Genomic DNA, 24,271 nt, shown 5'->3' with positions numbered 1-24,271 from the left:
GATGAGTCCGAAGCGCTCACCCATCCCTATCTGGCCCATGCCTGGGCCAAGAAGGGTGCGGATCTGCGCATCCCAGCGCCCGGCCAAGCCGCCAAGGTGGCGATGCTCGGTCTGCTCGACTGGGCCCCGCGTGACCTGATTGTGCGCACCAGCCGGAGCAAGCGCAGTACCGATTTCATCGCGCTTCTGGAACAGATCGACACGCAATATGGCCTGACGCCTGATCGTGCGAAGAAGCCGATCGTGCTCGTCCTCGACAATGGCCCGATCCACACCAGCAAGGTGACGCGCGCCGCACTCGCCGAGCGGGCGCCCTGGCTCACGGTCGAATGGCTGCCGAAATACACGCCGGAGCTCAACGACATCGAAGAGCTCTGGCGCGATCTGAAGCAGCATCATCTTGCTCACCAGATCTTCGCGGGTCCAGAAAACCTCGATTGTGCCATCCACGAGGCGGTCATGATGCTCAATCGCGAACGGAATCGCCATCCGTTGGCCAACCACCGAATCGCTGCTTAGACCCAGGACGATACCTGTTGGGCAAGATCGATCAGGGCAGCCGGATCTCCAAGCGCGGCAATCCGCTGCTCCGGACTTAGCTCTTTGAGGCGGGCGGAATCCTGCTGAATCAGGTCTCGCGCTGGTCTGCGCTGAAGGCCGAGGCATAGAGCTTGACCACCCCCGAAATAACAGAACGGTGCCTAGTGGAGGCTCTCCTAGGTACCAAGACACTCGACAGCCGACCCAGCTCAAATTATCTACAAAAACATGAATCGAGAGCCCGAAGAGACAGTCACGGCAAAGATCACCCGCATCCTGGCGGAGCGCATCGTCTCCGGGGCGCTGGCGCCCGGCGAGAAGCTGCGGCAGGACCACGTTGCCGCCGAGTTCGGCGCCAGCCACGTGCCCGTGCGCGAGGCCTTCCGTCGCCTTGAGGCGCAAGGTCTCGCCGTCAGCGAGCCGCGGCGCGGTGTGCGCGTCGCCTCCTTCGATTCGGCCGAGGTGAGGGAAGTGGCGGAAATGCGGGCGGCGCTGGAGGCCCTGGCGCTGCGCCACGCCGTGCCGCATCTGACCCCGGCCATCCTGAACGAGGCGGAACAGGCGGCCGACGAGGCCGATCGCTGCCGCGACATCCGCGCGTGGGAGGCGGCGAACCGGCGCTTCCATCGCCTCCTTCTGGCGCCCTGCCGCATGCCGCGCCTGCTCGCGGCGATCGACGACCTGCAGGCGGTGAGCGCGCGCTTCCTCTTCGCCAGCCTCACCAGAGGCTGGGAGCCGCGCATCGACGTGGAGCACCGGACGGTTCTTGCTGCCCTGCGCAAGGGCGACGTCGAGACCGCCTGTGCCACGCTCGCCCGCCACGTCCAGCGCGTCGGCCAGCACCCGAAGCGCTCGGGTGCTGCAGGGCAGGGCGGCTTTGCCGTTTTCGGCTGACTGGCAGAGATCGGCTTGCCAATTTATAGATTTCATGGAATCCATCTGGAGATAGAGATAACAAATTATCTATAAAATGGAGATTGCCGATGGCCAGAGACCCGCGGAGCCCCGCCCGGGCAGAGACGGCGGAGCAGGAATTGGGGGGCTGGACCCAGGCCAAAGCCGAGGCCCTGTACGCTCTGCCGTTCAGTGATCTCCTCTTTCGCGCCCACACGCTGCATCGGCGGCATTTCGATCCCAACGATATTCAGTTGAGCCGTCTCCTCAGCATCAAGACTGGCGGCTGTCCGGAAGACTGCGGCTACTGCTCGCAGAGCGTCCACTATGACACGGGCGTGAAGGCGACGCGGCTGATGGATCTCGACGACGTCATCGCCGCCGCCGGGCGCGCCAAGACCGAGGGTGCAACGCGCTTCTGCATGGGCGCGGCGTGGCGCAGCCCCAAGCCGCGCGACCTCTCCCGCGTCGCGGCCATGATCGTGGCGGTGAAAGCGCTCGGCCTCGAGACCTGCGCTACGCTTGGCATGTTGACCGAGCCACAAGCCGACGAGCTGCGCGCGGCGGGGCTCGACTACTACAACCACAACGTCGACACCTCGCCCGCCTATTACGGCGAGATCATCACCACGCGCACGCTGGAGGACCGGCTGGAGACGCTCGCCCATGCCCGCTGCGCCGGCCTCAAGCTTTGTTGCGGCGGCATCGTCGGCCTGGGCGAGACGCTCGCCGACCGACTCGACATGCTGGTGCTGCTCGCCAATCTCTCCGCGCCGCCGGAGAGCGTACCGCTCAACCTGTGGAACGAGGTGCCCGGCGTGCCCGTCGCCGCGCAGGCCGAGCGCCCGGACGCGATTGCTTTCGCCCGCCTCATTGCGGTCGCGCGCATCATGATGCCGACGAGCGTGCTGCGCCTGTCGGCAGGTCGCCAGTACATGAGTGACGAGGCCCAGGCGCTGTGCTTCTTCGCCGGCGCCAATTCCCTCTTCCTTGGCGAGACCTTGCTGACGACCCGCAACGCGGGGGAGGAGCGGGATGCCGCCCTCTTCACCCGCCTCGGACTCAAGGCCCTTGGCCCCAGCGAGGGCGCCGATGTCGACGCATGACGCGGCTCTGGCGGCGCTGCACCGGCGCGGGCGGCTGCGCAGCCTCGCGTCGCGCCGGGGTATCGATTTCACCTCCAACGACTATCTCGGTCTCGCCGAGTCTGAGGCGCTGCGGCAGGCGGCGGCCGAAGCGCTCGCCCGCGGTGTGCCGGTGGGGGCGGGCGGCTCGCGCCTGTTGCGCGGCAACCATGCCGAGCACGAGGCGCTCGAGGCGGAGGCCGCCGCCTTCTTCGGCGCCGAGAGCGCGCTCTTCCTGGCCGGCGGCTTCGCCGCCAACGCCGCCCTCGTCGCGACGCTGCCGCGGCGCGGCGACCTCGTCGTCCACGATGCCCTGATCCACGCGAGCGTGCACGAGGGGCTCATGGCTTCGCCCGCCGAGGCGGTCGCGGTGCCGCACAACGATGCGGGCGCGGTCAACGATTCCATCAGCCGCTGGCGGGCGAGGGGCGGGCGCGGCCGCCCGTGGATCGCCGCCGAAACTCTCTACGGTATGGATGGCGACGTCGCTCCGCTTGCGGACCTCCTCACCATCGCCGACCGCCACGAGGCAATGCTGCTGCTCGACGAGGCGCATGCGACCGGTGTCTGCGGACCTGCCGGCCGGGGCTTCGCCGCAGGCCTCGAGGGACGCCCCAATGTCGTGACGCTGCACACCTGCGGCAAGGCGCTCGGCGTCATGGGCGCGCTCGTCTGCCTGCCGCAGACCTTGCGCGACTACATGGTCAACCGGGCGCGCGGCTTCATCTACGCCACGGCGCCGTCACCGCTTCTCGCCGCCCTCGTGCGCGCGGCGCTCGGCCTCGTCGCCACGGCAGACGACCGGCGCCAGCGCCTTGCCGCCCTCGTCGCTCACGCGCGGCGCCGGCTCGCCGCGATTGGCCTGCCTACCACGGCCACACAAATCCAGCCGATCATCGTCGGGGCGGACCGGCGCGCGACGGCGCTTGCGGCAGCGTTGCAGGCGCAAGGCTACGACCTGCGCGCCATCCGCCCGCCGACGGTACCGCCGGGCACAGCGCGCCTGCGCATTGCCTTGACGCTCGACGTCAATGAGGCGGCCGTCGACGCGCTCGTCGCGGTCCTCGCCGACGAGCTAGTGAGGCGGCGCTCATGAGGGGCTTCATGATCACCGGCACCGACACCGGCATCGGCAAGACCGTCTTCGCTGCCGCTCTCGCCGGGGCTCTCGGCGCCTGCTACTGGAAGCCGGTGCAGGCCGGCCTCGACGGCGAGACGGATTCCGAGACGGTGCGTCGGCTGTCCGGCCTGTCGGCGGAGCGCATCCTGCCGGAGGCCTACCGCCTCACCCTGCCGGCCTCGCCGCATCGGGCGGCGGAAGCCGAGGGGACGCTAATCGACGTGGAGGCGCTGGCGTTGCCGGCGGTGGCACACCCGCTCGTCGTCGAGGGCGCCGGTGGGCCGATGGTGCCGCTCACGCGCCGGCGGCTCTTCATCGACCTCTTCGCCGCCTGGGCGTTGCCGGTGGTGCTCTGCGCCCGCACCAGCCTCGGCACCATCAACCATACGCTTCTCGCCATCGAGGCGCTCCGGCGCCGTGCCATCCCCGTGCACGGCGTGGCCTTCATCGGAGCCGCCAACGAGGACAGTGAGGGCATCATCGCCGAGCTCGCTGGCATGCGCCGCCTCGGCCGCCTGCCGCATCTGCCGGCGCTAACGCCGGCCGGGCTCGCTGCCGCCTTCGCCACCGGCTTCGACATCGGCGATTTCCAATGACGACAGACGATGAAATGACCTTCGCCGGGCCGTCCCCCGTCTGGCACCCCTTTACCCAGCACGCGCTCGCACCGGAACCGCCGGTCGTGGTGCGCGGACAAGGCGCCTGGCTCACGACCGCGGCGGGCGAGCGTCTTCTCGACGCCATCTCCTCCTGGTGGGTCATCACCCACGGCCATTGCCATCCGCGCATCGTCGCAGCGATCCGCGAGCAGGCGGGAGAGCTCGACCAGGTGATCTTCGCCGGCCATACCCATCCTGCGGCCGAGGAGTTGGCGCGCCGGCTCGTGGCACTGGCGCCGTCGGGGCTCACCCACGCCTTCTTCTCCGACAGCGGCTCCACCGCCGTCGAGGTCGCGCTCAAGATGGCGATCGGCTACTGGCGCAACGTCGGCGAGCCGCGCACGCGCATTATCGCGATCGAGCACGGCTATCACGGCGACACCATCGGCACCATGTCGACGGGCGCGCGCGGCATCTACAACGCCGCCTACGAGCCGCTGCTCTTTGATGTGACGCGCCTGCCCTTTCCCGAACCCGGCCGCGAGGAGGCAACGCTCGTGGCCTTGGACGCCGCATGCCGCCAGAGGCCCTGCGCCGCGCTCGTCGTCGAGCCGCTCATCCTCGGGGCCGGCGGCATGCGCATTTATCCCGCCTGGGTGCTCACGGAAATGCGGCGCCTCTGCACACGCCACAGCGTCCTCTTCATCGCTGACGAGGTGATGACCGGCTTCGGCCGCACGGGGGCGCTCTTTGCCTGCGCACAGGCCGGCATCGCGCCTGACATCGCCTGCTACGCCAAGGGACTGACCGGCGGCTCGCTGCCGCTCGCCGTCACGCTGTGCCGGCGCGAGATCTTCGAGGCTCATTTTTCGACCGATCGCACGCGCACCTTCTTCCATTCGAGCTCGTTCACCGCCAACCCCATCGCCTGCGCCGCGGCTCTCGCTAATCTCGCCGTCTGGGCCGAGGAGCCGGTCGAAGAGCGCATCGCGATCCTGTGCACGCTCCAGGAGGAGCGGATCGCGCAGTTTCGCGACGATCAGCGATTTGCAAACGTGCGGCGGCTCGGCACGATCGCGGCGCTCGACCTTGCCGTCGACGATCCCGGCTATCTCGCCGGCATCGGACTGACGCTCGCCGCCTTCTTCCGCGAGGCCGGCTTGCTCGTTCGCCCGCTTGGCAACACCATCTACGTCATGCCGCCTTATTGTGTGACGGCGGAAGACCTCGATGGCGTCTATGCCGCCATCGCCGCGGCGGCCGAGCGGTTCGGGCGGGCCTGACCATGCGGGGAACGCGCATCGCCGGGCTCGGACACTACGCGCCGCAGCGCGTGGTGACGAATGCCGAGATCGAGGCCCGGCTCGGCCTGGAGGACGGTTGGATCGCGCGGCGCACCGGCATCCGCGAGCGGCGCTGGGCGGCGCCCGGGGAGGCGGTGAGCGACCTCGCCGTGCCGGCCGCCGCGATGGCGCTCTCCCGGGCCGCTCTGTTGCCTTCGTCAATCGGCCTCGTGCTCTTCGCCACCAGCACGCCCGATCATCTCTTGCCACCGACCGCGCCGCTCGTGGCTCACCGCCTCGGCCTTGCCTGCGGGGCCGTCGACCTGACCGGCGCCTGTGCGGGCTTTCTGTATGCCTTCGTGCTGGCGGAGGGCTTCGTGCGCACGACAGGGCGTGCCGCGCTGGTGATCGCCGCCAATATCCTGTCGCGGCGCATCGACCCGAAGGACCGCGTGACGGCGGCACTCTTCGCCGACGCGGCCGGTGCTGTCGTCATCGCACCAAGCGATGTTGCCGATGCGGGCCTTCTCGCTTCCTCGCTCGGCAGCGACGGGGCCGGCTATGAGCTCATCCAGATCCCGGCCGGCGGCAGCCGCCGACCGATGGCGGCCGGCACGCCGGCGCGAGAGGACCGCATGGTGATGCGCGACGGCCGCGCCGTGTTCGCCCGGGCCGTCGACATGATGGTGTCGTCGTGCCGACAGGTGCTCGCTACGGCAGGTCTTACGGCCAGTGAGGTCACCCGTTTTGTACCGCATCAGGCCAATGCCCGCATCGTCGCGGCCGTGCGCGAGAACCTGGCCATCAGGCCGGAACGGACGCTGTCCACTGTGGCTGAGTTCGGCAATTCGTCCGCCGCGACCATCCCCTTCACGCTGTCAACAGCAAGCATGGCGCACGAACTTCGGGACCGCGACGTTCTGCTTCTCGCTGCCGCCGGCGCGGGCCTCACCGGTGGGGCGGCCATTTATCGGTTTGTGACATAGCCTTGCCATTTCAGTTTCAAGAGAGTTCCGCTGTCCCCTCCCTTGTCCGGCTTTCGCAGTGCTTCATGCAACGACTGACGTCGTCGACTCCTCACGAGCTCGACCTACAGCCAGATGCGTCGCTGCTCCCAACCAATGGGAAACCGAGATCGGTGGGCGAGATGTGGGCATGCGTTGCCATCAGCACTCGGAGCCCCGGGCTGGCCACTCGTGCATCGATGAGCGGAGTGTGTCGTCTTCATCGGAACATCTGGCCTGCGAAAGCCCATCATGCGGCGACTGCTGTCGACCGCGAAGACGACCCTGCCCCCGGCAGACGTGCACCCAGTGCGCCAAAGGACAGGCCGCGATCAGGGCTGCCCCGGCCCCGATCGTGGGCCCGAGGGGGTGGGGGACTGAGACAATGCTTGCCAAGTGGCCCGCGATGAGACGACCCCTTTGGACTCTAGCGTCAGTTTGCTCCTCGGAAGAGAGGCAGGAGGAGAGGAAGCGTTCGTGTGTGGCGCATGTCGTCGAGAGCGCAACCGCCCGCTGAAGAGCGGGCGTGGACGCGCCGCGGCGCAGCACGACGTTCGGCCGCTGTGCCCTGTCGAGCGATGCTGTCGATCTGGAAGCGCCTGATGCCGAGGTCATTGAGTTCACGATCCGAGAGCCTGGACAGTTCGTTGACTGTCTCACGATAACGCCGGTAAGCCCGGAACTTAGCAAGGACGTGGGAGACGAGCATGAGGAACTCCTATCAATTCGCTAACGTGAGGGCTGGTGGCTGCTGTTCTTGCGTGTGCGGTGCAATATTCATACCTGTGCGATGCACAAATGAGCAGGGATGCTACAATTGCAGCAGGCATGCCTGCACTGCATGTCACTGTCATCAAGTGTTCATCGGAGTGCGCCCTAGGCATTGCCGGGGCGTTCTGTAGAAGGATTTTTCGGCCCCTTCTCCGTTCGTGGAAGAGAGGGCAGGGGGCATGTGCACAGGATCCATTCAGAGGGGTCTGAGGGAGCATGAGGTTGTGTAGGGCAGCCAGTGAGAGTCCCCTCCTGACGGGAGCCCCACGGCGATCAGATCCGCCTCAGCCCGAGTGGACTTGAGTGGATCGCCTCGTGGCCCGGCCCCGGCAGCGTCCGACCCTGATCATGGCCCCAGATCGTGAGGCGGTGCTTGTTCGACGCATTCCGGAATTTAAGAAAGATCCTCGCCGCTCCTCAGCCGCTGTTAAAGCGAGACCTTGCCTGATAACGCTGGTCGTCGAGCGATCAACCGAATAATTCGTTTCACGGCATCCTCCGGACATCCTGTCGAAGGCCCGCAAGCACATCCGTAATGCTCCGACCTCGCATCTGCAGATCGGGTGCGATCTCGGCCAATAGCACCAGGACGAAGGCGCGCTCCGCCATGTGTGGATGCGGGAGGACCAGATCGGTGCTGTTCACCGCAACATCGTCATAGGTCAGGATATCGATGTCGATGACCCGCGGTTCCCGTCGGATCTCCCGCGTGCGTCCTAATGATCTTCACGGAAGCACTGCAACGAAGAGGCCTGCGTGCCGAAAGAAGCTGCCGATCATTTCAGGTCAGCGTTGCTGGCGAGCATACTCGCGACGTGCCGGGCGAGCTCCGCCTGACCGTCGCGAGAAGGCAAAGGAGACTGATTTAACGCTCCCTTGCAATAAGACCGTTAAAAGTCTATATTCGGTCTTATCTGATTGCCGGGGACAGCTATGCGCTACTCATCTCAAGTCAAGCCGATCAGCTATCTCAAAGCCAACGCCGCCGAGGTTTTGACAAACCTTGCCGAACGGCGGGAGCCGCTGGTCATCACACAGAACGGTGAAGCCAAAGCGGTCTTGCAGGACGTTGCCTCGTTTGAGGAAACCCAGGAAACGCTGGCGCTTCTGAAAATTCTGGCTCTGGGCAACCAGGACGTGGCCGCAGGCAAGACCAAATCTGCAGCTGATATCGTCGCTCGCTTGCGTGCCAAACGCGCACCCGCCTGATGGCAAACTCGCCCGCGGAGTTCAAAGTCCTGCTCACCGAGGGTGCGGAGCAGGACTTGGAGTCGATCTATGACTACATCGCAGAGTTCGACTGCGTGGCCAGTGCCAACCGCGTGTTGGATCAGTTGATGGAAATCGTGGAGAGCTTGTCACACTTTCCGGAGCGCGGCAGTTATCCGAAAGAACTGGTCGCACTGGGCATCAAAGAGTACCGGCAGGCCTCGTTCAAACCGTACCGTGCGATCTACCGCGTGACAGGAAAACAGGTCATCATTTACCTGATCGCAGATGGCCGACGCGACATGCAGTCGGTATTGGTGCGGAGGCTGCTCGGAGCCTGACCGCACGGACACGCGATCAATGGCGGCGACATTATCATAGCTCTGCACGATTCCCTGTTCCAAGGCTCGGCGCCGTTCGGTCAGTTCGGCCCGCTTCTTCAATTCTTCAACGGCACCTGCCATCCTATGTTACAACCTCTCTGTGAAGATCATTAGCTCCTGCTCGATCCGGCGGCACAGGACGAGGAGATCCGCCGGGGCAAGCCCGGTCTCGCCAAGTCGTGAACAATGCGTGCGAGATCACCCGACGCTCGTGAGAAGGGGGATCGGCTGCCTGACGCCTGCCTCACTGAGAATCGAAAACTGATAGCGTCCTGTTGAATCGACACGCACCTGATAGCTCAGACGTTCAACGACGTTATTGTCGTGGTCGAAGGTCAAGATCCTCGGGGTCATCTCGGTGATTTGCCCCTCAGGAATGTAAATCGAGTTGCAGATGATCACTTGATCCCCCGGCTGGCAGGTTCGCGCCGCAGCCCCGTTCAAGATGCAGCACCGGGATCCGCGCTCACCGAGAATCACATACGTCGAGATTCGGGCGCCGGGGCTCTTGTTCCAAATCTCCACGAACTCGAGTGGGTAAATCCCGGCCTCTTCACAGTGATCCGGATCCAAGGTGATTGAGCCGTGATAGTTCAGGTTTGCCTCGGTCACGTGGATGCCATGCAACTTAGCAGCAACAACTTTCCTCATGGCGTAATCCTTCTTGAAGGCTGTCGATGCACCTGGCCGGATGGCAAGGCAGCGTCATCGCTCCAGCAAGCAGTCATGGTCGATTCCGTGCTGCAAGAATCGACTTCCATTCTCAGGAGGAGCGCCGACATCAACGCCGCACACGGGCTCCAGATGACATAAGAGAAGGCCCTCATTCTGCGCAAGCTTCTAGCGTGGCAACGAGTCTGGGCTCAAGGGTTAGATCTTCTCTATTCATCCTTCGAGTGAGATCGTTTTTGCTGATCCTGGACCACAGACAGTCAGTTTGTTCTTTTTGGGTCGATTGTCGCAAGCAATGGGGACGAGCCATTCGCGACAGGGCCGGTGAGGCCAGCGCATCTGCAGTCTGCGGCTTCCTCGTCACAAATTTAATCTGCTCGTAAAAAGATAATTTCGTAATCGATTACATCGGCGACGGGGGGTCTCAAAGAAAAGCACCTAGAGCAATTTTTCGGCGAAATGGCTCCGGTTCGCCGTCAAAAAATGCGTCATAACAAAGAAAATAGCTGATTATATGCAAGTGGAAACAGCTCTAATAGTAAGAAGCCTTCGCGACCCGCTTTCCCCTTGTGCATATGCGGTGTCGCTCCTCTGAGGAGGCCGTTCCTTCCAAACTCGGGCTGCTGGCGACGGCAGCCCATTTCTTTGACGTGACTGGAGTGTGGTCATGGCGGGCAAGAACGTAATCCGGACAGACCTCGTTAATGCCGTTTGTCGAAAGGTTCACATCTCACGAGCTGAGGCCGCAGAACTGGTCTCACAGGTTCTCGGAGAGATTTGCGAGACTCTTGCAGCAGGTGAGAGTGTGAAGCTGTCGGAGTCCGGCATCTTGCATGTGCGCGATAGGGTAAAGCGGGTGGGGCGGAACCGGAAAACAGGGATCGAGGTCCCACTAAAGCCGCGCCGAGTCATCGCGCTTAATCCCTCGAACGTTCGCAACGCCCATATGGACCGGGCTTTCTCTCCGTCCCTCAGTGTCCCGAAGGATCTTGAGTTTCGGGAACGGCGGACAGCATGAAAACGGAATTAGGACCGGAGCAGAATCTGCGTTCCGCACAGAGTACGATCGATGGTTGCTTAGTCGGCCTAGCGGTTACTGCGTTCCATCAAGTTCGTCACGCCATCTCAACCAGTATTCCAGAAGATATTGATACCCCTGTCGTTGGCGAACTGACGGCGGGAGTCTTAGGCGGCGCCATTCTGTTCGCGGTCATCACGGATCCCAGAAATCGGCAATTCTCAGCAGCCGACTCACCTGGAGGCGTTAGATCGCAATGATGAGAGAGGACGAACGCCGCTGGCATCACCGACGACCGTCGAATCACAGTGCCAAAATTGTGCTCCCCAATCAGTGTGCAACGCTGACCTGTACCGTCGAAAACATATCTGCCGGCGGCGTTCGGATCAGGTTCGCGACCGCTACAGCTCTTCCGCCGGAGTTTGTGCTGGAGATTCCCAGCCTCGCCCTGCGTGTCGATGCTTGTGTGGTCTGGAGCCGAAGTGAGCACTACGGCGTTAGGTTTCTCTGGCGGCAGCACATGAGCCACCACGCAGCGGGCGCCAGACCTGATCGATCTTGGGGATCCTCAGTGCAGACAGGCTAGCAAAATTGCGCTGGAAGTCCTCTGCTCTTCAGGGAGAGGGTGGATAGGAGCATGCGGCGAAAGCCGCATCAAACATTGCCTTGCACCTTGGTCATTGCGACGGTATATCCAGAGCGATGTCCAGAACAGACCAAGAACCTTTTTATAAGACGTTCAGCTTTCGCGTGAAGGACGCGACGAGCGGCAAGCATTTGGTCGCGCTCGGCCATGCGGCCAACACGGTCTGGAACTACGTCAACGAGATCAGCGAGCGCTCAGCACGCCGTGGCCCGCAATGGGCGACGAAAAAGCAGCTGCGGGATCTGACCAAGGGCGCGAGCAAGGAACTTGGTCTGCCGTCTCAGGTGATCCAGGAGATCATCGACGTGTTTATCGACAAGCGGAAGCAGGCCCGCCGGTCGAAGCTTCGCTGGCGGGTGAGCCACGGTGCACGGCGGTCCCTCGGCTGGATCCCGTTCACCAACCAGGATGTCGAAATCAGTGGTTCGATCGCGCTGTTCCGCGGCAGGAAGATCCGGCTATGGCAGCACCGGGAGATCGAGGGCCGGGTCAAGTCCGGCAGCTTCTCGCAGGACGCACGCGGCCGCTGGTACTGCAACGTCGTCTGCGAGGTCGAGCGCCAGGCGACGAACCGGACGCACATCGTCGGCATTGACCTCGGGCACAAGACGGCAGCGCAATGCTCCGACGGGCCGGAACTGCCACAAACGCGGTTTTACCGCAATCAGGAGGCAAAACTCGCCGAGGCGCAGAGGCGAGGCCGCAAGCGGCAGGTCCAGACGATCCATGCCAAGATCGGGAACCGCAGAAAGGATGCCCTCCACAAGTTCTCCCGCGCGGTGGTGAACCGCGCGGGTGCCGTCTTCGTTGGCAACATCTCATCTCCCTGGCAGATTGCATCGGGCGCCGCGAAGGCGACGCACGATGTGAGTTGGTCCATCCTGCGCAACGTCCTTGAGTATAAATGCGATCACGCAGGCGTTGTTTTTGCAGAGGTGGATGAGGCTTACTCAACGCAAACCTGTTCCGGGTGCAATGCGCTCAGCGGCCCACAAGGTCGAGACGGGCTTGCGGTCAGGCAGTGGGTGTGCAGCGAGTGTGGTGCGGTTCACGACCGCGATCGGAACGCTGCTCTGAACATTGCCCGTCTCGGGTGCGAGACGCTGGGTCTGAAGGGACCTGGAAGCCGCGTCCTTTAGGTCGCGGAGGCATCACTCGCCCAGGAAATAGGTGGAAGAGACCCCGCCTAGGTTGAGCAACCGAACAGGGGTTTCTTTGGGGCTCAATACTTAACTGAGCCGACGTCCCATGTAACCGCACAGAGTAAACGGCTCGTTGCGCGGGCTGTGTCTCACGCACCACTGCCGCTTGCGGGCATCCCATGTATCTTTACCCAATTATCACGGGCGAGAGTGCCAAGGACTTGTCGTTTCGATGAAGCCGAGCAATTCAGGCGCCCTGCTTCAATCCAAGAGGGCGAGCGGATCCATGAGCTTCAGGGATAAGCCTTGTTACTGGACAACCGACAAGGTCGGTCTGCCACGCTCGGGTGATCCAGATGCCGTGGCCAACTGAGTTCGAAACAGCGCCGCGATCACATCCGACTGTGCAACGATGCCAACGAGCCGGTCTTCATCATTAACAATCGGAATTTGCTCCAACCCAGCATCGGCCATCAGGGGAACGAGCTTGGCGACAGCAACATCGGGCCGGGCTGTTTGGATGGGAACTGTCATGACCTGTCCCACTGAACCTGTTTGCCCATAATCGAGCCGGATCACCCGACGTGCCATTTGACGGATGGCGATCCGAAGTCCTCTCTTTGCATCCCAATCACTGTGCTTGATGAGGTCGGCTTGGGTGATCATCCCGACGACGCGGTGCTGATCGGATACAACGGGCAAGGCTTTGAGACTGTGCTGACGGAGAAGCCTCCAAGCCGCCCGCAGCGGAGTGTCTGTTGTGACGGATATAATGTCGCGAGACATGATATCTGCGCAGGTGACCCTTTCGAAGCGGCGATTATATGCCTGCACCTCGACCTTTCTGAACAGGTCTTCAAGGCTGTCGCGGCTCACGTCAACGACTTCGTCGTTTTCGCGCAGGATGGCATCCAAATCGTCACTCCTGAATCTGACCCGCTGCAGGGGTGCAGGATCAGTGGTCTTATGAAGATTGGAAGAGGAGGGCTTTGTCAGATGCGGATACCGTCGACCGGTTAAATTGTTGAACAGAACTCCCATCACCAGCAGGATCAATGATCCGAGCGCGACAGGCCAGAGGACAAACCCGTACCCTGCAGCCTTGATCGCCGGCCCGCCAAGAACAGCCATAAGCGCCAGAGCTCCGCCTGGAGGGTGCAGGCACCGCAGAAAGAACATCATAGCCACCGAGGCAATCGCAGCGAGCGCGCCCGCCATGAGAGGGTCTCCAAGCCACTTGGCGCATGTCACACCGATGGCTGCCGACACCATGTTCCCGCCGAGAAGGGACCATGGTTGCGCCAACGGGCTCGCAGGCAGGGCAAACAAAATGATGGCAGAAGCCCCCAAAGGCGCACTCAGGAGGGGCAGGTCCTCCGGAGAGCCGAGAAAAGCTGCTCCGATGAATCCGACCGTCATGATGCCCGCTAATATTCCAGCGCAAACGCGAAGCTGCTCCAGACGACTGATATGGGCCAGGTCCGGAACAAGGCGCTTTGCCCACGATAGAGACCGAAGCACTTTAGTCATGGGCAACTGTCGCACGGGAGGGGGATTGCTGGAGAGGGGATGCGCCTCGCCTTTTAGGCGGGCTTCCCGATGACCTGAGCCAGCCGCTCCGAGCTCTCGGACGCGCTGGCAAAGAGGATCGTAAGAGGCTCTGCCCGGCGTGCGGGTGCACCCACGTGGGGAATAGCACTTGGCCTGTGTTGATTCCAGCGAGACGGCCAGCGAACGACGTACGCTGGATTGGTGAAGCTGCACCCAAGACGCAATCGAGACTAAGCCGATCATCGTCTCCGGAGGATGATGTTCGAGGGAGCAGGGCAAGCGCTGACATGACCTCATGTCTCGCGCGGACGCCTCAGCCAAGTCAATGGAATGTCCTTTTGAAAGAACAGGGACTGATAGAAGCTTCTTTTCTCGTATTTCTCAGATAGAGAAGAGAATTCTGTTTGGTCCGTCCAGCGGAGAATGTGCATAGAGTCGCGTAAGGTCTGCGCGCCTTTCCTGATCTCAAGCAGCTGTTTCGATCGACAGGGCCGCCGTTGATCCCACCCATTCGACACTGAAGCGCGAGCCGGCATTTTTGAGTGGACAATTCCGATCAAATGCTTGCAGAACAAGTCATCGGCCTCAGCGTCGGAAGCGACGAGTTGGAGCAGATAGTCCACGTCGCCAGTTATCCGATGCGACTCGAACATCGCGTTCATGCTCGACCTTGTGTTGACGAAGCGATCCAGCGTTTCCTGAGTGTGATTGGCGGGAATCCTCACAAACTTTGCCGAGTACCAAGAAAGCGGCCGGACAGCGTCCAATGGTAAGGCAACAAGGATCTCGAACTGCTCTGCCGGCGAGGGATACGGATTGGGGACGTACTTCGCCCGTTGCTTGCGCATCATATGAATATCTCGATGCCACCGAGGATGACACGGGCAGTCTCAACGGATTGATCAAAATGCCTGCCCTTGAACACCGCGCCCTCCGTCCCTGGACCCAGGGAGCAATAGCTGACCTTCTGAAACAATTCGTTCGCGACAGAACCTAGCGAAGCTCCAGGTGACGAGGTGATCTGCGTATCCCAGTTTCTAAAAGGTGCTGGCTGCGTTCAAGTCTGATCGCATGCGGCGTCTCCTCCGTTTTTTGCGAGCCATCGCAACTGGAAGCGAGGCCGTGCCGCGGCTCGACGGCAACAATTTTGCGAATGCATCGCAACTCTACCCTTGTAGGCGTGCAATAGCCACGGTATGCACTCCACCAGTTGCGAATGACTCGCAATTGCATAAAGGCGGGCGAAAATGAGCGTGGTGCACCTGAGCGTTTCCAGTGAGGCGGCGATGGCCATCAAGAGCGGCCTGCGCCTGATGCACCTGTTGGGGTTGGTGCTGGGTTTAGGCGCTGCGACGCTGATCGACCTGGTGACGTGCAAATTCCTGGTGAAAGGGGGCGTGCATGAGGAGCACTGGAAGGTCATCCGCTTCTCATCGCGGATTGTCACGGTGGGCCTAGTGATGCTGTGGATCTCCGGGCTCGGTTTTCTCGCCCACTATGCGCTCTTTGCGCCCGCCAACCTGGACAACCCGAAAGTCTGGGCGAAGATGGCCATCGTCGGCGTCCTCTCGCTCAACGGCGTCTACATCCACCGCCGTGTTCTACCCTTCCTGAAGTCGAGGATCGGTCGAGGCCTGTTCGACGGCCTGGGCGCACGCGAGCGCTCATTGATGCTGGCCTCCGGCGCGGTGTCGGCCACGTCTTGGTTCGTGCCCTTGGGGCTCGGCGCAATTCCGCAGCTGAACTTCGTCGTGCCCGCGACGATCATTCTGCTTGGGTATGCGACCTTGCTCGCGCTCGCGATCTTCGCGTCGACGGCCTTTGGTCGCTCCCTCGTCCACCAGGACGCGTCGCGTGTACGCGAGCAGCTCGGGGCGAAGGCTTAAGGTCCGCGCACCGCGCGAATGTCCGGGCGGCGGCTGCCGCCCGCGCGTGATCGTCCCGGATCTCAGCCCGCGACGCGGCCCCTGGTCGCCTGCTCTGCGAGACAAACGCGAGCGGCGTCGCCGCCGGGCCGTTGAGCACCTGTCCCTCCACGTCGAATTGGGAGCCGTGGCAGGGATAGTCCCAACATCCTTCGAAGCTATTCCGGTGCATCGTGCAACCTGCGTGTGGAATTACCCTCGGGGAGAACGAGCAGCGCATCCGGCAGGCCGCCCGCAACGTCTTCGATCACGCAGATCAGACGCTGCATCACGTGGTACCGCGCAAGCGTGAACGGACGTTGCGAGAACAAGCTGGATCACCACCCGGGCCCGATCGCATCACGGCCGCGTCCGGATTCTGGCTTCGGGCGCCGGCAGTCCCCGGGAACGTGTTCAGCTTACATCGAGCCCCAGATCCAGGATCGGGGCACTATGGGTGATCCAGCCGGTGGAGATCAGATCCACGCCTGAGGCTGCGATTGCTGGTGCGGTTGCAACTGTCACCCGGCCAGAGGCTTCCGTGATAGCTCGCTTGTTCACCCGCCGAACGGCCTCCGAGAGGGTATCCGGGCTCATGTTGTCGAGCAGGATCGCGTCAGTTCCGACCTCCAGCACCTCATCCAGCTGATCGAGGGTATCGACCTCAATCTCGATCTTGACGAGATGGCCGACGGCCGCACGGGCTCGCTCCAGCGCCGGTCGGACGCCTCCAGCGATGGCGATGTGGTTGTCCTTGATGAGAACAGCATCATCCAGCCCAAAGCGATGGTTGGCTCCTCCTCCGGCCCGAACGGCATGCTTCTCAAGGGAACGCAGCCCAGGCGTCGTCTTACGCGTGCAGACAATCCGGGCATATCCATGGGGGCGAACGGCTTCGACGAGAGCCGCTGTTGCCGTTGCGACTCCCGACAGTTTGCAGAGCAGATTGAGAGCCACGCGCTCCGCCGAGAGAATGCTCCGAGCCGAGCCATCTACCCGAAGAACGGCCTCTCCTCGGTCCACCCGACTGCCGTCGGGACGGTCAATCACGACTGCAACGGCAGGGTCGACCAATGTGAACGCCAGAAGTGCCGCATCGACGCCCGCGACCACCCCAGGCTCACGGGCCACAATGGCTCCGTGCAGTCTGGCATCGGCAGGAATGACGGCATCGGTCGTGATGTCGCCTGCCCGGCCCAGATCCTCGAGCAGCGCTGCGCGCACGATAGGCTCCACCAGCAGGCGCGGGAGAGAAGCCAAGACATCCTGTGTGGTGACTGTCGGTTTCATGCAACTCTCTTGGCAAGTGCCGCTGTCTGGTTGTCGATCTCCGCTGCGATGCGCAGCGCCTGATCGAGGGTCGTCTCGGTATGCTGTTCCGGCATGCGGTCAGGGTGATCGAGCCGCTGATGGGAGCCACGGCTTTCCTGTCGGGTGTAGGCGGCTGTTGCGATCAGCAGGCCAACCAAGGTAGCGTCGCGCGCACCTTCTGAACGCCCTGCTTGCATCATCGCATAGTGGTGACCGACGGCCTGCTGCAACCCAGCCGCATCGCGAAGAACACCAACTTGCTGATCCATGATCGACCGAATCTGCCGTAGATGCAGAGACTGCTGATCACCAGAACTGGACGGATGTAGAGCAGGAGGAGGTGAGGGGGGCTTCGCCAGCGACAGCCGGCATTCCATTCCTCTAATGTCATCGGCAATCCAGGCGGCATAGGCCAGCGCCTCAAGGAGAGAGTTGCTCGCCAGCCGATTGGCCCCGTGCAGGCCGGTCGAAGCGATCTCGCCGCAGGCCCAGAGCCCTTCGACAGAGCTTCGGCCCTGATCATCCACCTTGATCCCGCCCATGTGGTAATGAGCGGCAGGGCGCACAGGGATTGGATCCAGCACCGGATCGACGCCGCTGGCTCGGCACAGCGCTGTCACGCCCGGAAACTTGCTGGTGATGTGCTCTCCAAGGGCGGCGCGCGTGTCGAGGAACACACGCTCCCCGGCGCAGATCTGGGCAAAGATCGCCCGGGCGACCACATCGCGCGGCGCCAGTTCCGCTCCGGGAACCTCCTGCATGAAGCGCTCGCCCCTGCTGTTGACGAGCAGAGCTCCTTCACCACGCAGAGCTTCGGTGGCAAGCGGCATCGGATCGACGCCAGCCGCAATGGCCGTGGGATGGAACTGAACGAACTCGAGATCGCGCAGGACAGCGCCAGCACGAGCCGCCAGCGCCAGTCCGCCCCCTACCGCACTTAGGGGGTTGGTGGTGTGCGCGTAAAGACCTCCGATCCCACCTGTCGCCAGCACCACGGCCCGGCCTGCGATCAGGATAGGTTCGCCGCCGCCTTCTCCTCGCGGCATGCAGAACACACCGGCCACTGCGCCGTTAGCATCACGCACCAGATCCGTGGCGCGATAGTTTTCCATGATCTGAACGGAAGTGGCGTTCCTTACGGCATGGATGAGGGCTTCCAAAACACGTTTGCCGGTCCGGTCCCCGTCCGCATGGACGATCCGCCGGCGCGAGTGCGCAGCCTCTAGTCCCAGGATCAGCTCGTCACCAGACACGGCTCGATCAAAAGTGGTGCCTTGAGCAATCAGCCACTCGATACACGAGGGCGCGGCGGCTGCGACACGCACTGCAACGTCAGGATCGCTGAGGCCAGCTCCCGCCTGCAGGGTATCGGCCGCATGCAGGGCAGGGTGGTCATCGTCCCCGAGCGCTGCGGCAATCCCACCCTGAGCCAGAGGCGTGGAGGCCTGCTGTCCCAGTAGAGAGGCGACAAGCAAGGTCACGGGCAGCGGCGCGAGGTGCAGGGCGGTCGCCAGCCCCGCGATGCCGCCGCCGACGACCACAACACGGTCGTACGGATGGGCTGCTCTCATGGCTGGCCCTCAGCGAACAGCAAGCATGCGCTCGACTGCCAGCCGGGCCCGCTCGGCCACCGCCGGATCGATCGTGACCTCGTACCGACGCTGCTCAAGAGCCTGCCGGATCTTGGGCAAGGTGATGCGCTTCATGTGCGGGCACAGATTGCAGGGCCGCACGAACTCGACCTCGGGATAAAGAGCCGCCACATTGTCGCTCATCGAGCACTCGGTCACGAGGGCCACCCGGGCCGGGCGCTTCTCACCGACGAAATCGGCCATCCCGGCGGTTGAACCGGCAAAGTCGGCTTCCGCCACCACCTCCGGCGGTGCTTCCGGATGGGCCAGCACCACCACATCCGGATAGCTCTGGCGCACTTCACGGATGTCCTCGGCGGTGAAGCGCTCGTGCACCTCGCAGTGGCCGGCCCAGGTGATGATTTCAACGCCAGGCACCTGAGCGGCCGTGTTCTGCGCCAGGAACTCGTCCGGCAGCATGATCACACGGTCGACACCGAGGGACTCGATGACTTTCTTCGCATTGCCCGACGTGCAGCAGATGTCCGACTCGGCCTTTACGGCGGCGGAGGTGTTCACATAGGTGACCACGGGCACACCCGGGTAGCGCGCCCGCAGCTGGCGCACATCGTCTGCCGTAATCGACTCAGCCAGGGAACAACCGGCCTTGGCATCCGGGATCAGCACCGTCTTGTCCGGATTGAGGAGTTTGGCGGTCTCCGCCATGAAGTGCACACCCGCAAGCACGATCACATCGGCGTCTGTGTTCACCGCCTCACGAGCCAGTGCCAGGCTGTCGCCGACGATGTCAGCCACGGTGTGGAAGATCTCGGGTGTCTGGTAATTGTGAGCCAGGATAACTGCGTTGTGTTCGCGCTTGAGGGCGAGGATGGCCTCAATGTCGCTGGCATAAAATGGCCACTCCATGGCCGGGACATGGTGCCTGACGCGGGCGTAGAGATCGGGCAGGGGTAGGGACGCGGACACCATCGGAGCAGAAGCGGACATGGAAGTCTCCTATGCTCAACGAGAGCATTAGTGAGCCGGATTAATGCTCAATGTGAGCATTGTTGACGCGCAAGAAAACCGGCTGGATAGCCGGCGCATGACTTATGCTAGACGGGAGTATAAGCTCACGTCAACCCGCAATTTGCTGCAACAACGCCTCACCTTAAGCGGGGCAGTCGCACGCCAGGAGCCGGCCGCTCGACCAGCACCTCGCGCCGGAAGCGCACCAGCCGGGCTGGGCGCCCACCCGTCTCAGTTGTGACCTCCCCCGTTTCCTCAACGAGTCCCTGCATCTCGATCAGGCGACGGAAATTCTGCTTATGCAGCCGGACACCGGACAGGGCCTCCACTGTCCGCTGGAGAGCGAGCAGGGTGAAAGTGGCAGGCATCAGCTCGAAGATCACCGGCCGGTACTTGATCTTGCCGCGCAGGCGGCCAATGGCCGTGGTCAGGATCCGCCGGTGGTCGAGCGCCATCGGCTGCCCAGGCGCGAGCCGCACTTTCGGAGAGACGGGCGGCGGTGCGTCGCGGAGGGCCTCAGGAACGAGCCCTGCCTCGTAGAGCAGTTCATAGCGCTCCAGCACCCGCTCATCGGTCCAAGTGCCGGATTCCAACCCGAACGTAAGCTCGATCCGCTCCTCCCGGAACTGCCTCAAGGGCTTGCCGCCCGCCCGTGCCCACGCCTTTAGCGCGGGTTCAATGACCGCAAGAGCCTTGGGCCGGCCCTCACGCCAGTCCTCCCACGGCAGATAGGCATACCAGTTCCGCCACGCCGCATGCGCCAGTCCGGCCGGACGCGCCTCCCGTACGAGGGCAAGATAGGCAATCGACAGGGCATGCCCTGTACGCTGAAGGTCCGCCTCAGCGCGATCGCGATCCCCAAACGTATACAGCTGTTCGACATAGCCGAGGGTCAACTGGGTCTGTTCGGCCACCCACGTGCGCAGTCCCACCTCCAGGGTCCGGTGCTCAGATCGCAACGGCCCGGAGGGGAGGCCGTCGAGTTGATCAACCCGGACGGTGAGAACCCGCGGCTCGTCCGGCGTGGCCGCCATGATCACGGCGCTGAGATCGACGGTTGGGGCTGCCGGGGACTGCACGCGGGTCTTTTGTTGCCGAGAGGAGAGGGAAGACGCCATGGGTACGCAGAATGACTCAGGATCGGAGAGGGACCACGATAGGTCGCTTGGCTCCCTTGGTCGAGATGAACTTTGAATAGGTTGGGGGTGAAGACTCTGTCAGCTAAAGCCGACAGCTTCTCGGACCAGCCATACGGCAACCCACTGGCTTGGCGTCCGATCGCACGTTCCATGCGGGAAGGCCCTCTGATGCACGACGATTGCCGCCGCAACGTCACGGTCGAGGACAACGCCGCACTCGCAGCGCTGTATCCGCGGCAATAGCGCGAGACAAGGGACCGCGACAGCTTATGCGCGAAATTGCGGCGCTGATTGGCGATCTCTGCCGAGGCGACAGCAAGCCGCTGCTGCGCTGCGTGAGCCTTTCGGGCGAAGCGCGGTGCCGGAATCATCTCGCCGTTAATGGTTGCGATCAGGCAATCGAGGCCGAGATCAATTCCAAGCGATCCTGTTCCGCATGTCTCGACGAACTCGGCCTCGACCGAGAGCACAACAAACCACTTTCGTTCTGGCGCGTCAGGATCGCAGTTCCGAGTTTGGCGTCTTCGGGCAAGTACCGATGCCAGACAGCCTTGATCGAACCCAGAATGCCCACGACGCCGATACGGCGATCCCTCTTGATCGCTAGGCCATCCCCCTTCGCGATTGCGTATGTGTCGCCGTACACAGGTAGAGGCAACTATTACTGTACCGACGATGATGAGAAAGGCAGTGGCAGCCAGAGGGGCCCAGCCGATTGGGTTTCCCGAGCCAATTGCTCTGCCACCGCGTGTCGCTCCTGATCGAGCGTCACACCCGCCTTGTTGATTCGTAAACCATTGCTGCCACATAGGGATGAGGCATCTCCGGCCATGCCAAGTGCGCTCTTGTTCCTATTTTAAGACGGCGCAGATAGAGCCCCCAACCCCTAAGGGATTAGGGAACTGCGGCAGTACGTCGTGCCGCTGGCTTGGTAGCCGACCGGTACTCTGCAATCTGATGGTTGAGAGTGGCGATCGCCGTACGAGCTAGGTCTCTGAAATGCTGTTGGATTGCTTCTCGGGCCTCATTCCAGGGGTCTGGAAATTCGGCCTCGTAGAACGTTCGTGCCACGTGATCGACTTGCTCTTGTGTCATGCAAGTCTCCTATGTTCACACGAGGTAGAATATCCTATTTAGGAATACTCCTCCTTAGCTCCGCCGAGGTACTCCATTGGAGAAAATGATGAGAGCAGGTCAGGCTGCAGGTATGGCATGGAGGGTGAAGAGAGGGTTTCAAAGGCCGCATGCTTAATGACTGCATCGAGACAAGAAGGCCTCCTCACCCGCCGTTGCCAGGGAGATAAGGAGGCCCTCGTTCCGGGAAGCCACGCGTGGACGATCGGCTTCCGCTAGGAGTAATGCCCTAGATCTTTAGTGGTTTCAGCTTGGCCAAAATGGACCTGGCTTTGGACGTTGGCGGCACCTACGAGCCGATGGCTAGGGTGCCATCCTTGGGAAGGGGGCATTGGGTGGTGTTGGCGGAGCGTTATCACCTTCTGCGCGACTGGGCCTTCTTCCTCCCTGTCTGGAGAGCGGAGAGCATTCCTATGCCTCTGGGAGAGAAGCGGGAGGAGGAGAAGGTCGATGGGATTAACTCCTTGTAGAACGGCCTGGGTTCGTGCATCGTTTAGGTATGAAGTCTCGTGCCCTCCTCGCTCTCGGGCTTTCCATCATTATCTCCCCTGCAGTTCAGGCTCAGGCCCTTTCGGGGCAGGCTGACGTTGTCGATGGCGACACTCTGTCAATCCGAGGCGGGACAACTAGGATCCGCCTCTATGGCAAGTTTATCTCGTGATTTTCTAAGTGAGTTGAAGGGTGAGGCCATAGAGCTCCGTAGCGTCGGATTAGTCCAGCACAGCTGGTCAGGGTTGCAGGGCTGGACTAATCCGACATCCAGCAGATTGAAAGTCGTAGGAAATCAATAGGATGTAGACAGAGTCCTTGGTCTTGATACGTTGCGACTGTCGATTTAGGGACTTTTAAGCCACATCACCTGAGACTAGCTGGTGATTCACTCACTATTCGAGGCAGTAGGCAGATTAAGAAACCTCCCTGACCGTCATCGAGCTGAACCCTCGATGAGCCGGCAGCCAGGCAGATGCTATAGATATTCGGGTTCTAGGGCGTAAATTTCGATAAGGCTGTTTAAAGAATGCGAGTGGCTGCGGTAGAAAAGAGCTACAATGTTGACTGTCATCCACCTCAACGGCCCAATCAACAGCGGCAAATCCTCAGTTGGCCGTGCCTTGGCAGATCTTCTGCCGGGAGCCGTCTTCATTGACGGTGATGATCGTAATGCTCCGGATGACGCCCCGCTCGCCATGAGGATCCAGACTGCATTGGAGCGCATCGAGAACCAGATCGCAGAGGCCGCAGGGGACTATCTAATCGTGGCATACCCGCTGGATCAGGCGCACTACGATCGGCTTCGAGCAGCCTCAGAAAGGCGAGGAACCCGTCTTGTAGTTCTGACGCTCGCACCACCCCTTGAGGTGGCGCTCAGTGACAGGGGAGCGCGGAGTCTCACCCATGGTGAGAGGGAGCGCATCATCGAGATGTATGAGGAAGGATACCAGAACCGTCCCTTCAGCGACGCCGTGCTTGATACGGCAGGGCGGACTCCTGAACAAAGCGCCAAGCAGGCTGCCGAAGTGGTTCTTGCGATCAGATAACTTCCGTTAACCCATTTATGAAATGCGGAGAAATTCCTGGAGGTGGCAGTGGAGCAACGAGGAGACTTTGCCCGAATCTTGATCATGGGCAATGGCGGGTGCGGCAAGACATGGCTTGCACGCAAACTCGGCAATGTTCTCGGGCATCAGGTCATCCATCTCGACGATCTGCATTGGGAGCCGGGCAACTATGGCATCGCTCGGGATCGGTCGTTGCGCGACAAGGACGTGCAAACGGCGGCTGAGGCTGATCGTTGGATTATGGAGGGCGTCTACGGCCAGCTCGTGCAGATGGTGCTGGGTCGTGTCACGACCTTGATCTGGCTCGATCTGCCCGAAGACGAATGCATCGCCAACATTCGGCAGCGCGGGATCCAAGGCGGGGGCAGCCAGACGCGCTTTCAAGATCTGCTTCAGTGGGTGGCGGAGTACCGGACTAGGACGAACTGGAACTCGTTCGAAGGGCATAAAAGGCTGTTCGACGTCTTCCTTGGCCCGAAGGCCTTACTAAGGAGCCGTGCCGAGATTGCCGACTATCTGGATCGTGTCTCACAATTCGAGCAGTGCGAATTCTCCTAGTTTCGGGGGAACTCATTTATGGAATGCGAGTAGAAACAGTTGTATGATTGTTCAACCTCTTGAACGCTGATCTGCTAAACTTTTCCGGATAGCTATAAAATCAGAGTCCT

General features: G+C 62.1%; 26 protein-coding genes and 1 pseudogene. 16 read left to right on the top strand and 11 right to left on the bottom strand.

Annotated features, from left to right (window positions below; translation table 11 throughout):
- The 7 genes from ACS5Q1_RS04075 to ACS5Q1_RS04045 all read left to right on the top strand — a co-directional run.
- Window positions 1-519 (top strand): IS630 family transposase (locus ACS5Q1_RS04075; protein ID WP_473096989.1); only part of this gene is annotated, 519 nt, incomplete at its 5' end.
- 249 nt (window positions 520-768) lie between these two features.
- On the top strand, window positions 769-1,434 hold the full coding sequence (locus ACS5Q1_RS04070; RefSeq protein WP_473096988.1) for a GntR family transcriptional regulator: 666 nt from the start codon (window positions 769-771) through the stop codon (window positions 1,432-1,434).
- Window positions 1,435-1,523: 89 nt separating this feature from the next.
- A complete protein-coding gene (bioB, locus tag ACS5Q1_RS04065) occupies window positions 1,524-2,540 on the top strand; it encodes a biotin synthase BioB (protein WP_473096987.1) in 1,017 nt (338 codons plus the stop codon).
- On the top strand, window positions 2,527-3,654 hold the full coding sequence (locus ACS5Q1_RS04060) for an 8-amino-7-oxononanoate synthase (RefSeq protein WP_473096986.1): 1,128 nt from the start codon (window positions 2,527-2,529) through the stop codon (window positions 3,652-3,654). Before bioB ends, ACS5Q1_RS04060 begins: the two co-directional genes overlap by 14 nt.
- A complete protein-coding gene (bioD, locus tag ACS5Q1_RS04055) occupies window positions 3,651-4,274 on the top strand; it encodes a dethiobiotin synthase (protein ID WP_473096985.1) in 624 nt (207 codons plus the stop codon). Before ACS5Q1_RS04060 ends, bioD begins: the two co-directional genes overlap by 4 nt.
- The gene (locus ACS5Q1_RS04050) at window positions 4,271-5,560 is read left to right on the top strand and encodes an adenosylmethionine--8-amino-7-oxononanoate transaminase (RefSeq protein ID WP_473096984.1); all 1,290 of its coding nucleotides are present in this window, start codon (window positions 4,271-4,273) and stop codon (window positions 5,558-5,560) included. Before bioD ends, ACS5Q1_RS04050 begins: the two co-directional genes overlap by 4 nt.
- Before the next feature lie 2 nt (window positions 5,561-5,562).
- On the top strand, window positions 5,563-6,546 hold the full coding sequence (locus ACS5Q1_RS04045) for a beta-ketoacyl-ACP synthase III (protein ID WP_473096983.1): 984 nt from the start codon (window positions 5,563-5,565) through the stop codon (window positions 6,544-6,546).
- Window positions 6,547-6,997: 451 nt separating this feature from the next.
- Here the strand turns inward: ACS5Q1_RS04045 and ACS5Q1_RS04040 are convergent, their stop codons facing one another.
- A complete protein-coding gene (locus ACS5Q1_RS04040; RefSeq protein WP_473096982.1) occupies window positions 6,998-7,273 on the bottom strand; it encodes a DUF1127 domain-containing protein in 276 nt (91 codons plus the stop codon).
- 548 nt (window positions 7,274-7,821) lie between these two features.
- Window positions 7,822-8,046: pseudogene (locus tag ACS5Q1_RS04035) on the bottom strand (2-amino-4-hydroxy-6-hydroxymethyldihydropteridine diphosphokinase); the annotation flags it as partial.
- A 222-nt stretch (window positions 8,047-8,268) separates the two neighbouring features.
- Here ACS5Q1_RS04035 and ACS5Q1_RS04030 point away from each other — a divergent pair.
- Complete coding sequence (locus ACS5Q1_RS04030; RefSeq protein WP_473096981.1) at window positions 8,269-8,544, top strand: type II toxin-antitoxin system Phd/YefM family antitoxin; 276 nt, start codon at window positions 8,269-8,271, stop codon at window positions 8,542-8,544.
- Complete coding sequence (locus tag ACS5Q1_RS04025) at window positions 8,544-8,885, top strand: type II toxin-antitoxin system RelE/ParE family toxin (protein ID WP_473096980.1); 342 nt, start codon at window positions 8,544-8,546, stop codon at window positions 8,883-8,885. The genes ACS5Q1_RS04030 and ACS5Q1_RS04025 overlap by 1 nt, the downstream gene beginning before the upstream one ends.
- Window positions 8,886-9,125: 240 nt before the next feature.
- Here the strand turns inward: ACS5Q1_RS04025 and panD are convergent, their stop codons facing one another.
- The gene (gene panD, locus ACS5Q1_RS04020) at window positions 9,126-9,578 is read right to left on the bottom strand and encodes an aspartate 1-decarboxylase (protein WP_473096979.1); all 453 of its coding nucleotides are present in this window, start codon (window positions 9,576-9,578) and stop codon (window positions 9,126-9,128) included.
- A gap of 688 nt (window positions 9,579-10,266) precedes the next feature.
- Here panD and ACS5Q1_RS04015 point away from each other — a divergent pair.
- The 3 genes from ACS5Q1_RS04015 (at window position 10,267) to ACS5Q1_RS04005 (ending at window position 12,402) form a co-directional block, all read left to right on the top strand.
- Window positions 10,267-10,617: an HU family DNA-binding protein gene (locus ACS5Q1_RS04015; RefSeq protein ID WP_473096978.1), complete on the top strand. Its 351-nt coding sequence runs from the start codon at window positions 10,267-10,269 to the stop codon at window positions 10,615-10,617.
- 256 nt (window positions 10,618-10,873) lie between these two features.
- Complete coding sequence (locus tag ACS5Q1_RS04010; RefSeq protein WP_473096977.1) at window positions 10,874-11,203, top strand: PilZ domain-containing protein; 330 nt, start codon at window positions 10,874-10,876, stop codon at window positions 11,201-11,203.
- 164 nt (window positions 11,204-11,367) lie between these two features.
- Window positions 11,368-12,402, top strand: a complete 1,035-nt coding sequence (locus ACS5Q1_RS04005; protein WP_473096976.1) for an RNA-guided endonuclease InsQ/TnpB family protein — start codon at window positions 11,368-11,370, stop codon at window positions 12,400-12,402.
- Between the two features lie 312 nt (window positions 12,403-12,714).
- On the opposite strand, the gene ACS5Q1_RS04000 is transcribed toward ACS5Q1_RS04005, so the two are convergent.
- Both ACS5Q1_RS04000 and ACS5Q1_RS03995 read right to left on the bottom strand, forming a co-directional pair.
- Window positions 12,715-13,935 carry an HPP family protein gene (locus tag ACS5Q1_RS04000; RefSeq protein WP_473096975.1) on the bottom strand — a complete coding sequence of 407 codons (1,221 nt, stop codon included), beginning with the start codon at window positions 13,933-13,935 and terminating at the stop codon, window positions 12,715-12,717.
- Between the two features lie 314 nt (window positions 13,936-14,249).
- On the bottom strand, window positions 14,250-14,807 hold the full coding sequence (locus tag ACS5Q1_RS03995; protein WP_473096974.1) for a hypothetical protein: 558 nt from the start codon (window positions 14,805-14,807) through the stop codon (window positions 14,250-14,252).
- 396 nt (window positions 14,808-15,203) lie between these two features.
- Between ACS5Q1_RS03995 and ACS5Q1_RS03990 the strand changes: the two genes are divergently transcribed.
- Window positions 15,204-15,842, top strand: a complete 639-nt coding sequence (locus ACS5Q1_RS03990; RefSeq protein WP_473096973.1) for a hypothetical protein — start codon at window positions 15,204-15,206, stop codon at window positions 15,840-15,842.
- Between the two features lie 197 nt (window positions 15,843-16,039).
- On the opposite strand, the gene ACS5Q1_RS03985 is transcribed toward ACS5Q1_RS03990, so the two are convergent.
- The 5 genes from ACS5Q1_RS03985 to ACS5Q1_RS03965 form a co-directional block, all read right to left on the bottom strand.
- A complete protein-coding gene (locus ACS5Q1_RS03985) occupies window positions 16,040-16,192 on the bottom strand; it encodes a hypothetical protein (RefSeq protein ID WP_473097008.1) in 153 nt (50 codons plus the stop codon).
- Window positions 16,193-16,274: 82 nt separating this feature from the next.
- Window positions 16,275-17,150 (bottom strand): carboxylating nicotinate-nucleotide diphosphorylase, encoded by an 876-nt coding sequence (gene nadC, locus ACS5Q1_RS03980; protein ID WP_473096972.1) that lies wholly within the window; start codon window positions 17,148-17,150, stop codon window positions 16,275-16,277.
- The gene (locus ACS5Q1_RS03975) at window positions 17,147-18,742 is read right to left on the bottom strand and encodes an L-aspartate oxidase (RefSeq protein WP_473096971.1); all 1,596 of its coding nucleotides are present in this window, start codon (window positions 18,740-18,742) and stop codon (window positions 17,147-17,149) included. Before ACS5Q1_RS03975 ends, nadC begins: the two co-directional genes overlap by 4 nt.
- Before the next feature lie 9 nt (window positions 18,743-18,751).
- The gene (gene nadA, locus ACS5Q1_RS03970) at window positions 18,752-19,750 is read right to left on the bottom strand and encodes a quinolinate synthase NadA (protein WP_473096970.1); all 999 of its coding nucleotides are present in this window, start codon (window positions 19,748-19,750) and stop codon (window positions 18,752-18,754) included.
- Window positions 19,751-19,908: 158 nt separating this feature from the next.
- Window positions 19,909-20,889 carry an NUDIX hydrolase gene (locus tag ACS5Q1_RS03965; protein ID WP_473096969.1) on the bottom strand — a complete coding sequence of 327 codons (981 nt, stop codon included), beginning with the start codon at window positions 20,887-20,889 and terminating at the stop codon, window positions 19,909-19,911.
- Window positions 20,890-20,976: 87 nt separating this feature from the next.
- Here ACS5Q1_RS03965 and ACS5Q1_RS03960 point away from each other — a divergent pair, with 87 nt between their 5' ends.
- On the top strand, window positions 20,977-21,153 hold the full coding sequence (locus tag ACS5Q1_RS03960) for a hypothetical protein (protein ID WP_473096968.1): 177 nt from the start codon (window positions 20,977-20,979) through the stop codon (window positions 21,151-21,153).
- Between the two features lie 651 nt (window positions 21,154-21,804).
- On the opposite strand, the gene ACS5Q1_RS03955 is transcribed toward ACS5Q1_RS03960, so the two are convergent.
- Complete coding sequence (locus ACS5Q1_RS03955; RefSeq protein ID WP_473096967.1) at window positions 21,805-22,005, bottom strand: hypothetical protein; 201 nt, start codon at window positions 22,003-22,005, stop codon at window positions 21,805-21,807.
- Window positions 22,006-23,093: 1,088 nt separating this feature from the next.
- On the opposite strand from ACS5Q1_RS03955, the gene ACS5Q1_RS03950 reads away from it, so the two are divergent.
- Entirely contained in the window at window positions 23,094-23,582 is a 489-nt protein-coding gene (locus tag ACS5Q1_RS03950; protein WP_473096966.1) for a P-loop nucleotide/nucleoside kinase family protein, read from the top strand.
- Window positions 23,583-23,666: 84 nt separating this feature from the next.
- Window positions 23,667-24,161, top strand: coding sequence for a P-loop NTPase family protein (locus ACS5Q1_RS03945; protein WP_473097007.1), 495 nt, complete (start codon window positions 23,667-23,669; stop codon window positions 24,159-24,161).
- Window positions 24,162-24,271 lie beyond the last annotated feature (110 nt).

This window comes from Microvirga sp. GN3 (assembly GCF_055792825.1).
This window is presented reverse-complemented; position numbering and strand designations above follow the sequence as displayed.

What these genes read in the sequence shown, in the direction of transcription:
- ACS5Q1_RS04070 (WP_473096988.1), top strand. Translation starts at nt 769, where the DNA reads ATGAATCGAGAGCCCGAAGAGACAGTCACGGCAAAGATCACCCGCATC.
- bioB (WP_473096987.1), top strand. Translation starts at nt 1,524, where the DNA reads ATGGCCAGAGACCCGCGGAGCCCCGCCCGGGCAGAGACGGCGGAGCAG.
- ACS5Q1_RS04060 (WP_473096986.1), top strand. Translation starts at nt 2,527, where the DNA reads ATGTCGACGCATGACGCGGCTCTGGCGGCGCTGCACCGGCGCGGGCGG.
- bioD (WP_473096985.1), top strand. Translation starts at nt 3,651, where the DNA reads ATGAGGGGCTTCATGATCACCGGCACCGACACCGGCATCGGCAAGACC.
- ACS5Q1_RS04050 (WP_473096984.1), top strand. Translation starts at nt 4,271, where the DNA reads ATGACGACAGACGATGAAATGACCTTCGCCGGGCCGTCCCCCGTCTGG.
- ACS5Q1_RS04045 (WP_473096983.1), top strand. Translation starts at nt 5,563, where the DNA reads ATGCGGGGAACGCGCATCGCCGGGCTCGGACACTACGCGCCGCAGCGC.
- ACS5Q1_RS04040 (WP_473096982.1), bottom strand. Translation starts at nt 7,273, where the DNA reads ATGCTCGTCTCCCACGTCCTTGCTAAGTTCCGGGCTTACCGGCGTTAT.
- ACS5Q1_RS04030 (WP_473096981.1), top strand. Translation starts at nt 8,269, where the DNA reads ATGCGCTACTCATCTCAAGTCAAGCCGATCAGCTATCTCAAAGCCAAC.
- ACS5Q1_RS04025 (WP_473096980.1), top strand. Translation starts at nt 8,544, where the DNA reads ATGGCAAACTCGCCCGCGGAGTTCAAAGTCCTGCTCACCGAGGGTGCG.
- panD (WP_473096979.1), bottom strand. Translation starts at nt 9,578, where the DNA reads ATGAGGAAAGTTGTTGCTGCTAAGTTGCATGGCATCCACGTGACCGAG.
- ACS5Q1_RS04015 (WP_473096978.1), top strand. Translation starts at nt 10,267, where the DNA reads ATGGCGGGCAAGAACGTAATCCGGACAGACCTCGTTAATGCCGTTTGT.
- ACS5Q1_RS04010 (WP_473096977.1), top strand. Translation starts at nt 10,874, where the DNA reads ATGATGAGAGAGGACGAACGCCGCTGGCATCACCGACGACCGTCGAAT.
- ACS5Q1_RS04000 (WP_473096975.1), bottom strand. Translation starts at nt 13,935, where the DNA reads ATGACTAAAGTGCTTCGGTCTCTATCGTGGGCAAAGCGCCTTGTTCCG.
- ACS5Q1_RS03995 (WP_473096974.1), bottom strand. Translation starts at nt 14,807, where the DNA reads ATGATGCGCAAGCAACGGGCGAAGTACGTCCCCAATCCGTATCCCTCG.
- ACS5Q1_RS03990 (WP_473096973.1), top strand. Translation starts at nt 15,204, where the DNA reads ATGAGCGTGGTGCACCTGAGCGTTTCCAGTGAGGCGGCGATGGCCATC.
- nadC (WP_473096972.1), bottom strand. Translation starts at nt 17,150, where the DNA reads ATGAAACCGACAGTCACCACACAGGATGTCTTGGCTTCTCTCCCGCGC.
- ACS5Q1_RS03975 (WP_473096971.1), bottom strand. Translation starts at nt 18,742, where the DNA reads ATGAGAGCAGCCCATCCGTACGACCGTGTTGTGGTCGTCGGCGGCGGC.
- nadA (WP_473096970.1), bottom strand. Translation starts at nt 19,750, where the DNA reads ATGTCCGCTTCTGCTCCGATGGTGTCCGCGTCCCTACCCCTGCCCGAT.
- ACS5Q1_RS03965 (WP_473096969.1), bottom strand. Translation starts at nt 20,889, where the DNA reads ATGGCGTCTTCCCTCTCCTCTCGGCAACAAAAGACCCGCGTGCAGTCC.
- ACS5Q1_RS03955 (WP_473096967.1), bottom strand. Translation starts at nt 22,005, where the DNA reads ATGACACAAGAGCAAGTCGATCACGTGGCACGAACGTTCTACGAGGCC.
- ACS5Q1_RS03950 (WP_473096966.1), top strand. Translation starts at nt 23,094, where the DNA reads ATGTTGACTGTCATCCACCTCAACGGCCCAATCAACAGCGGCAAATCC.
- ACS5Q1_RS03945 (WP_473097007.1), top strand. Translation starts at nt 23,667, where the DNA reads ATGGGCAATGGCGGGTGCGGCAAGACATGGCTTGCACGCAAACTCGGC.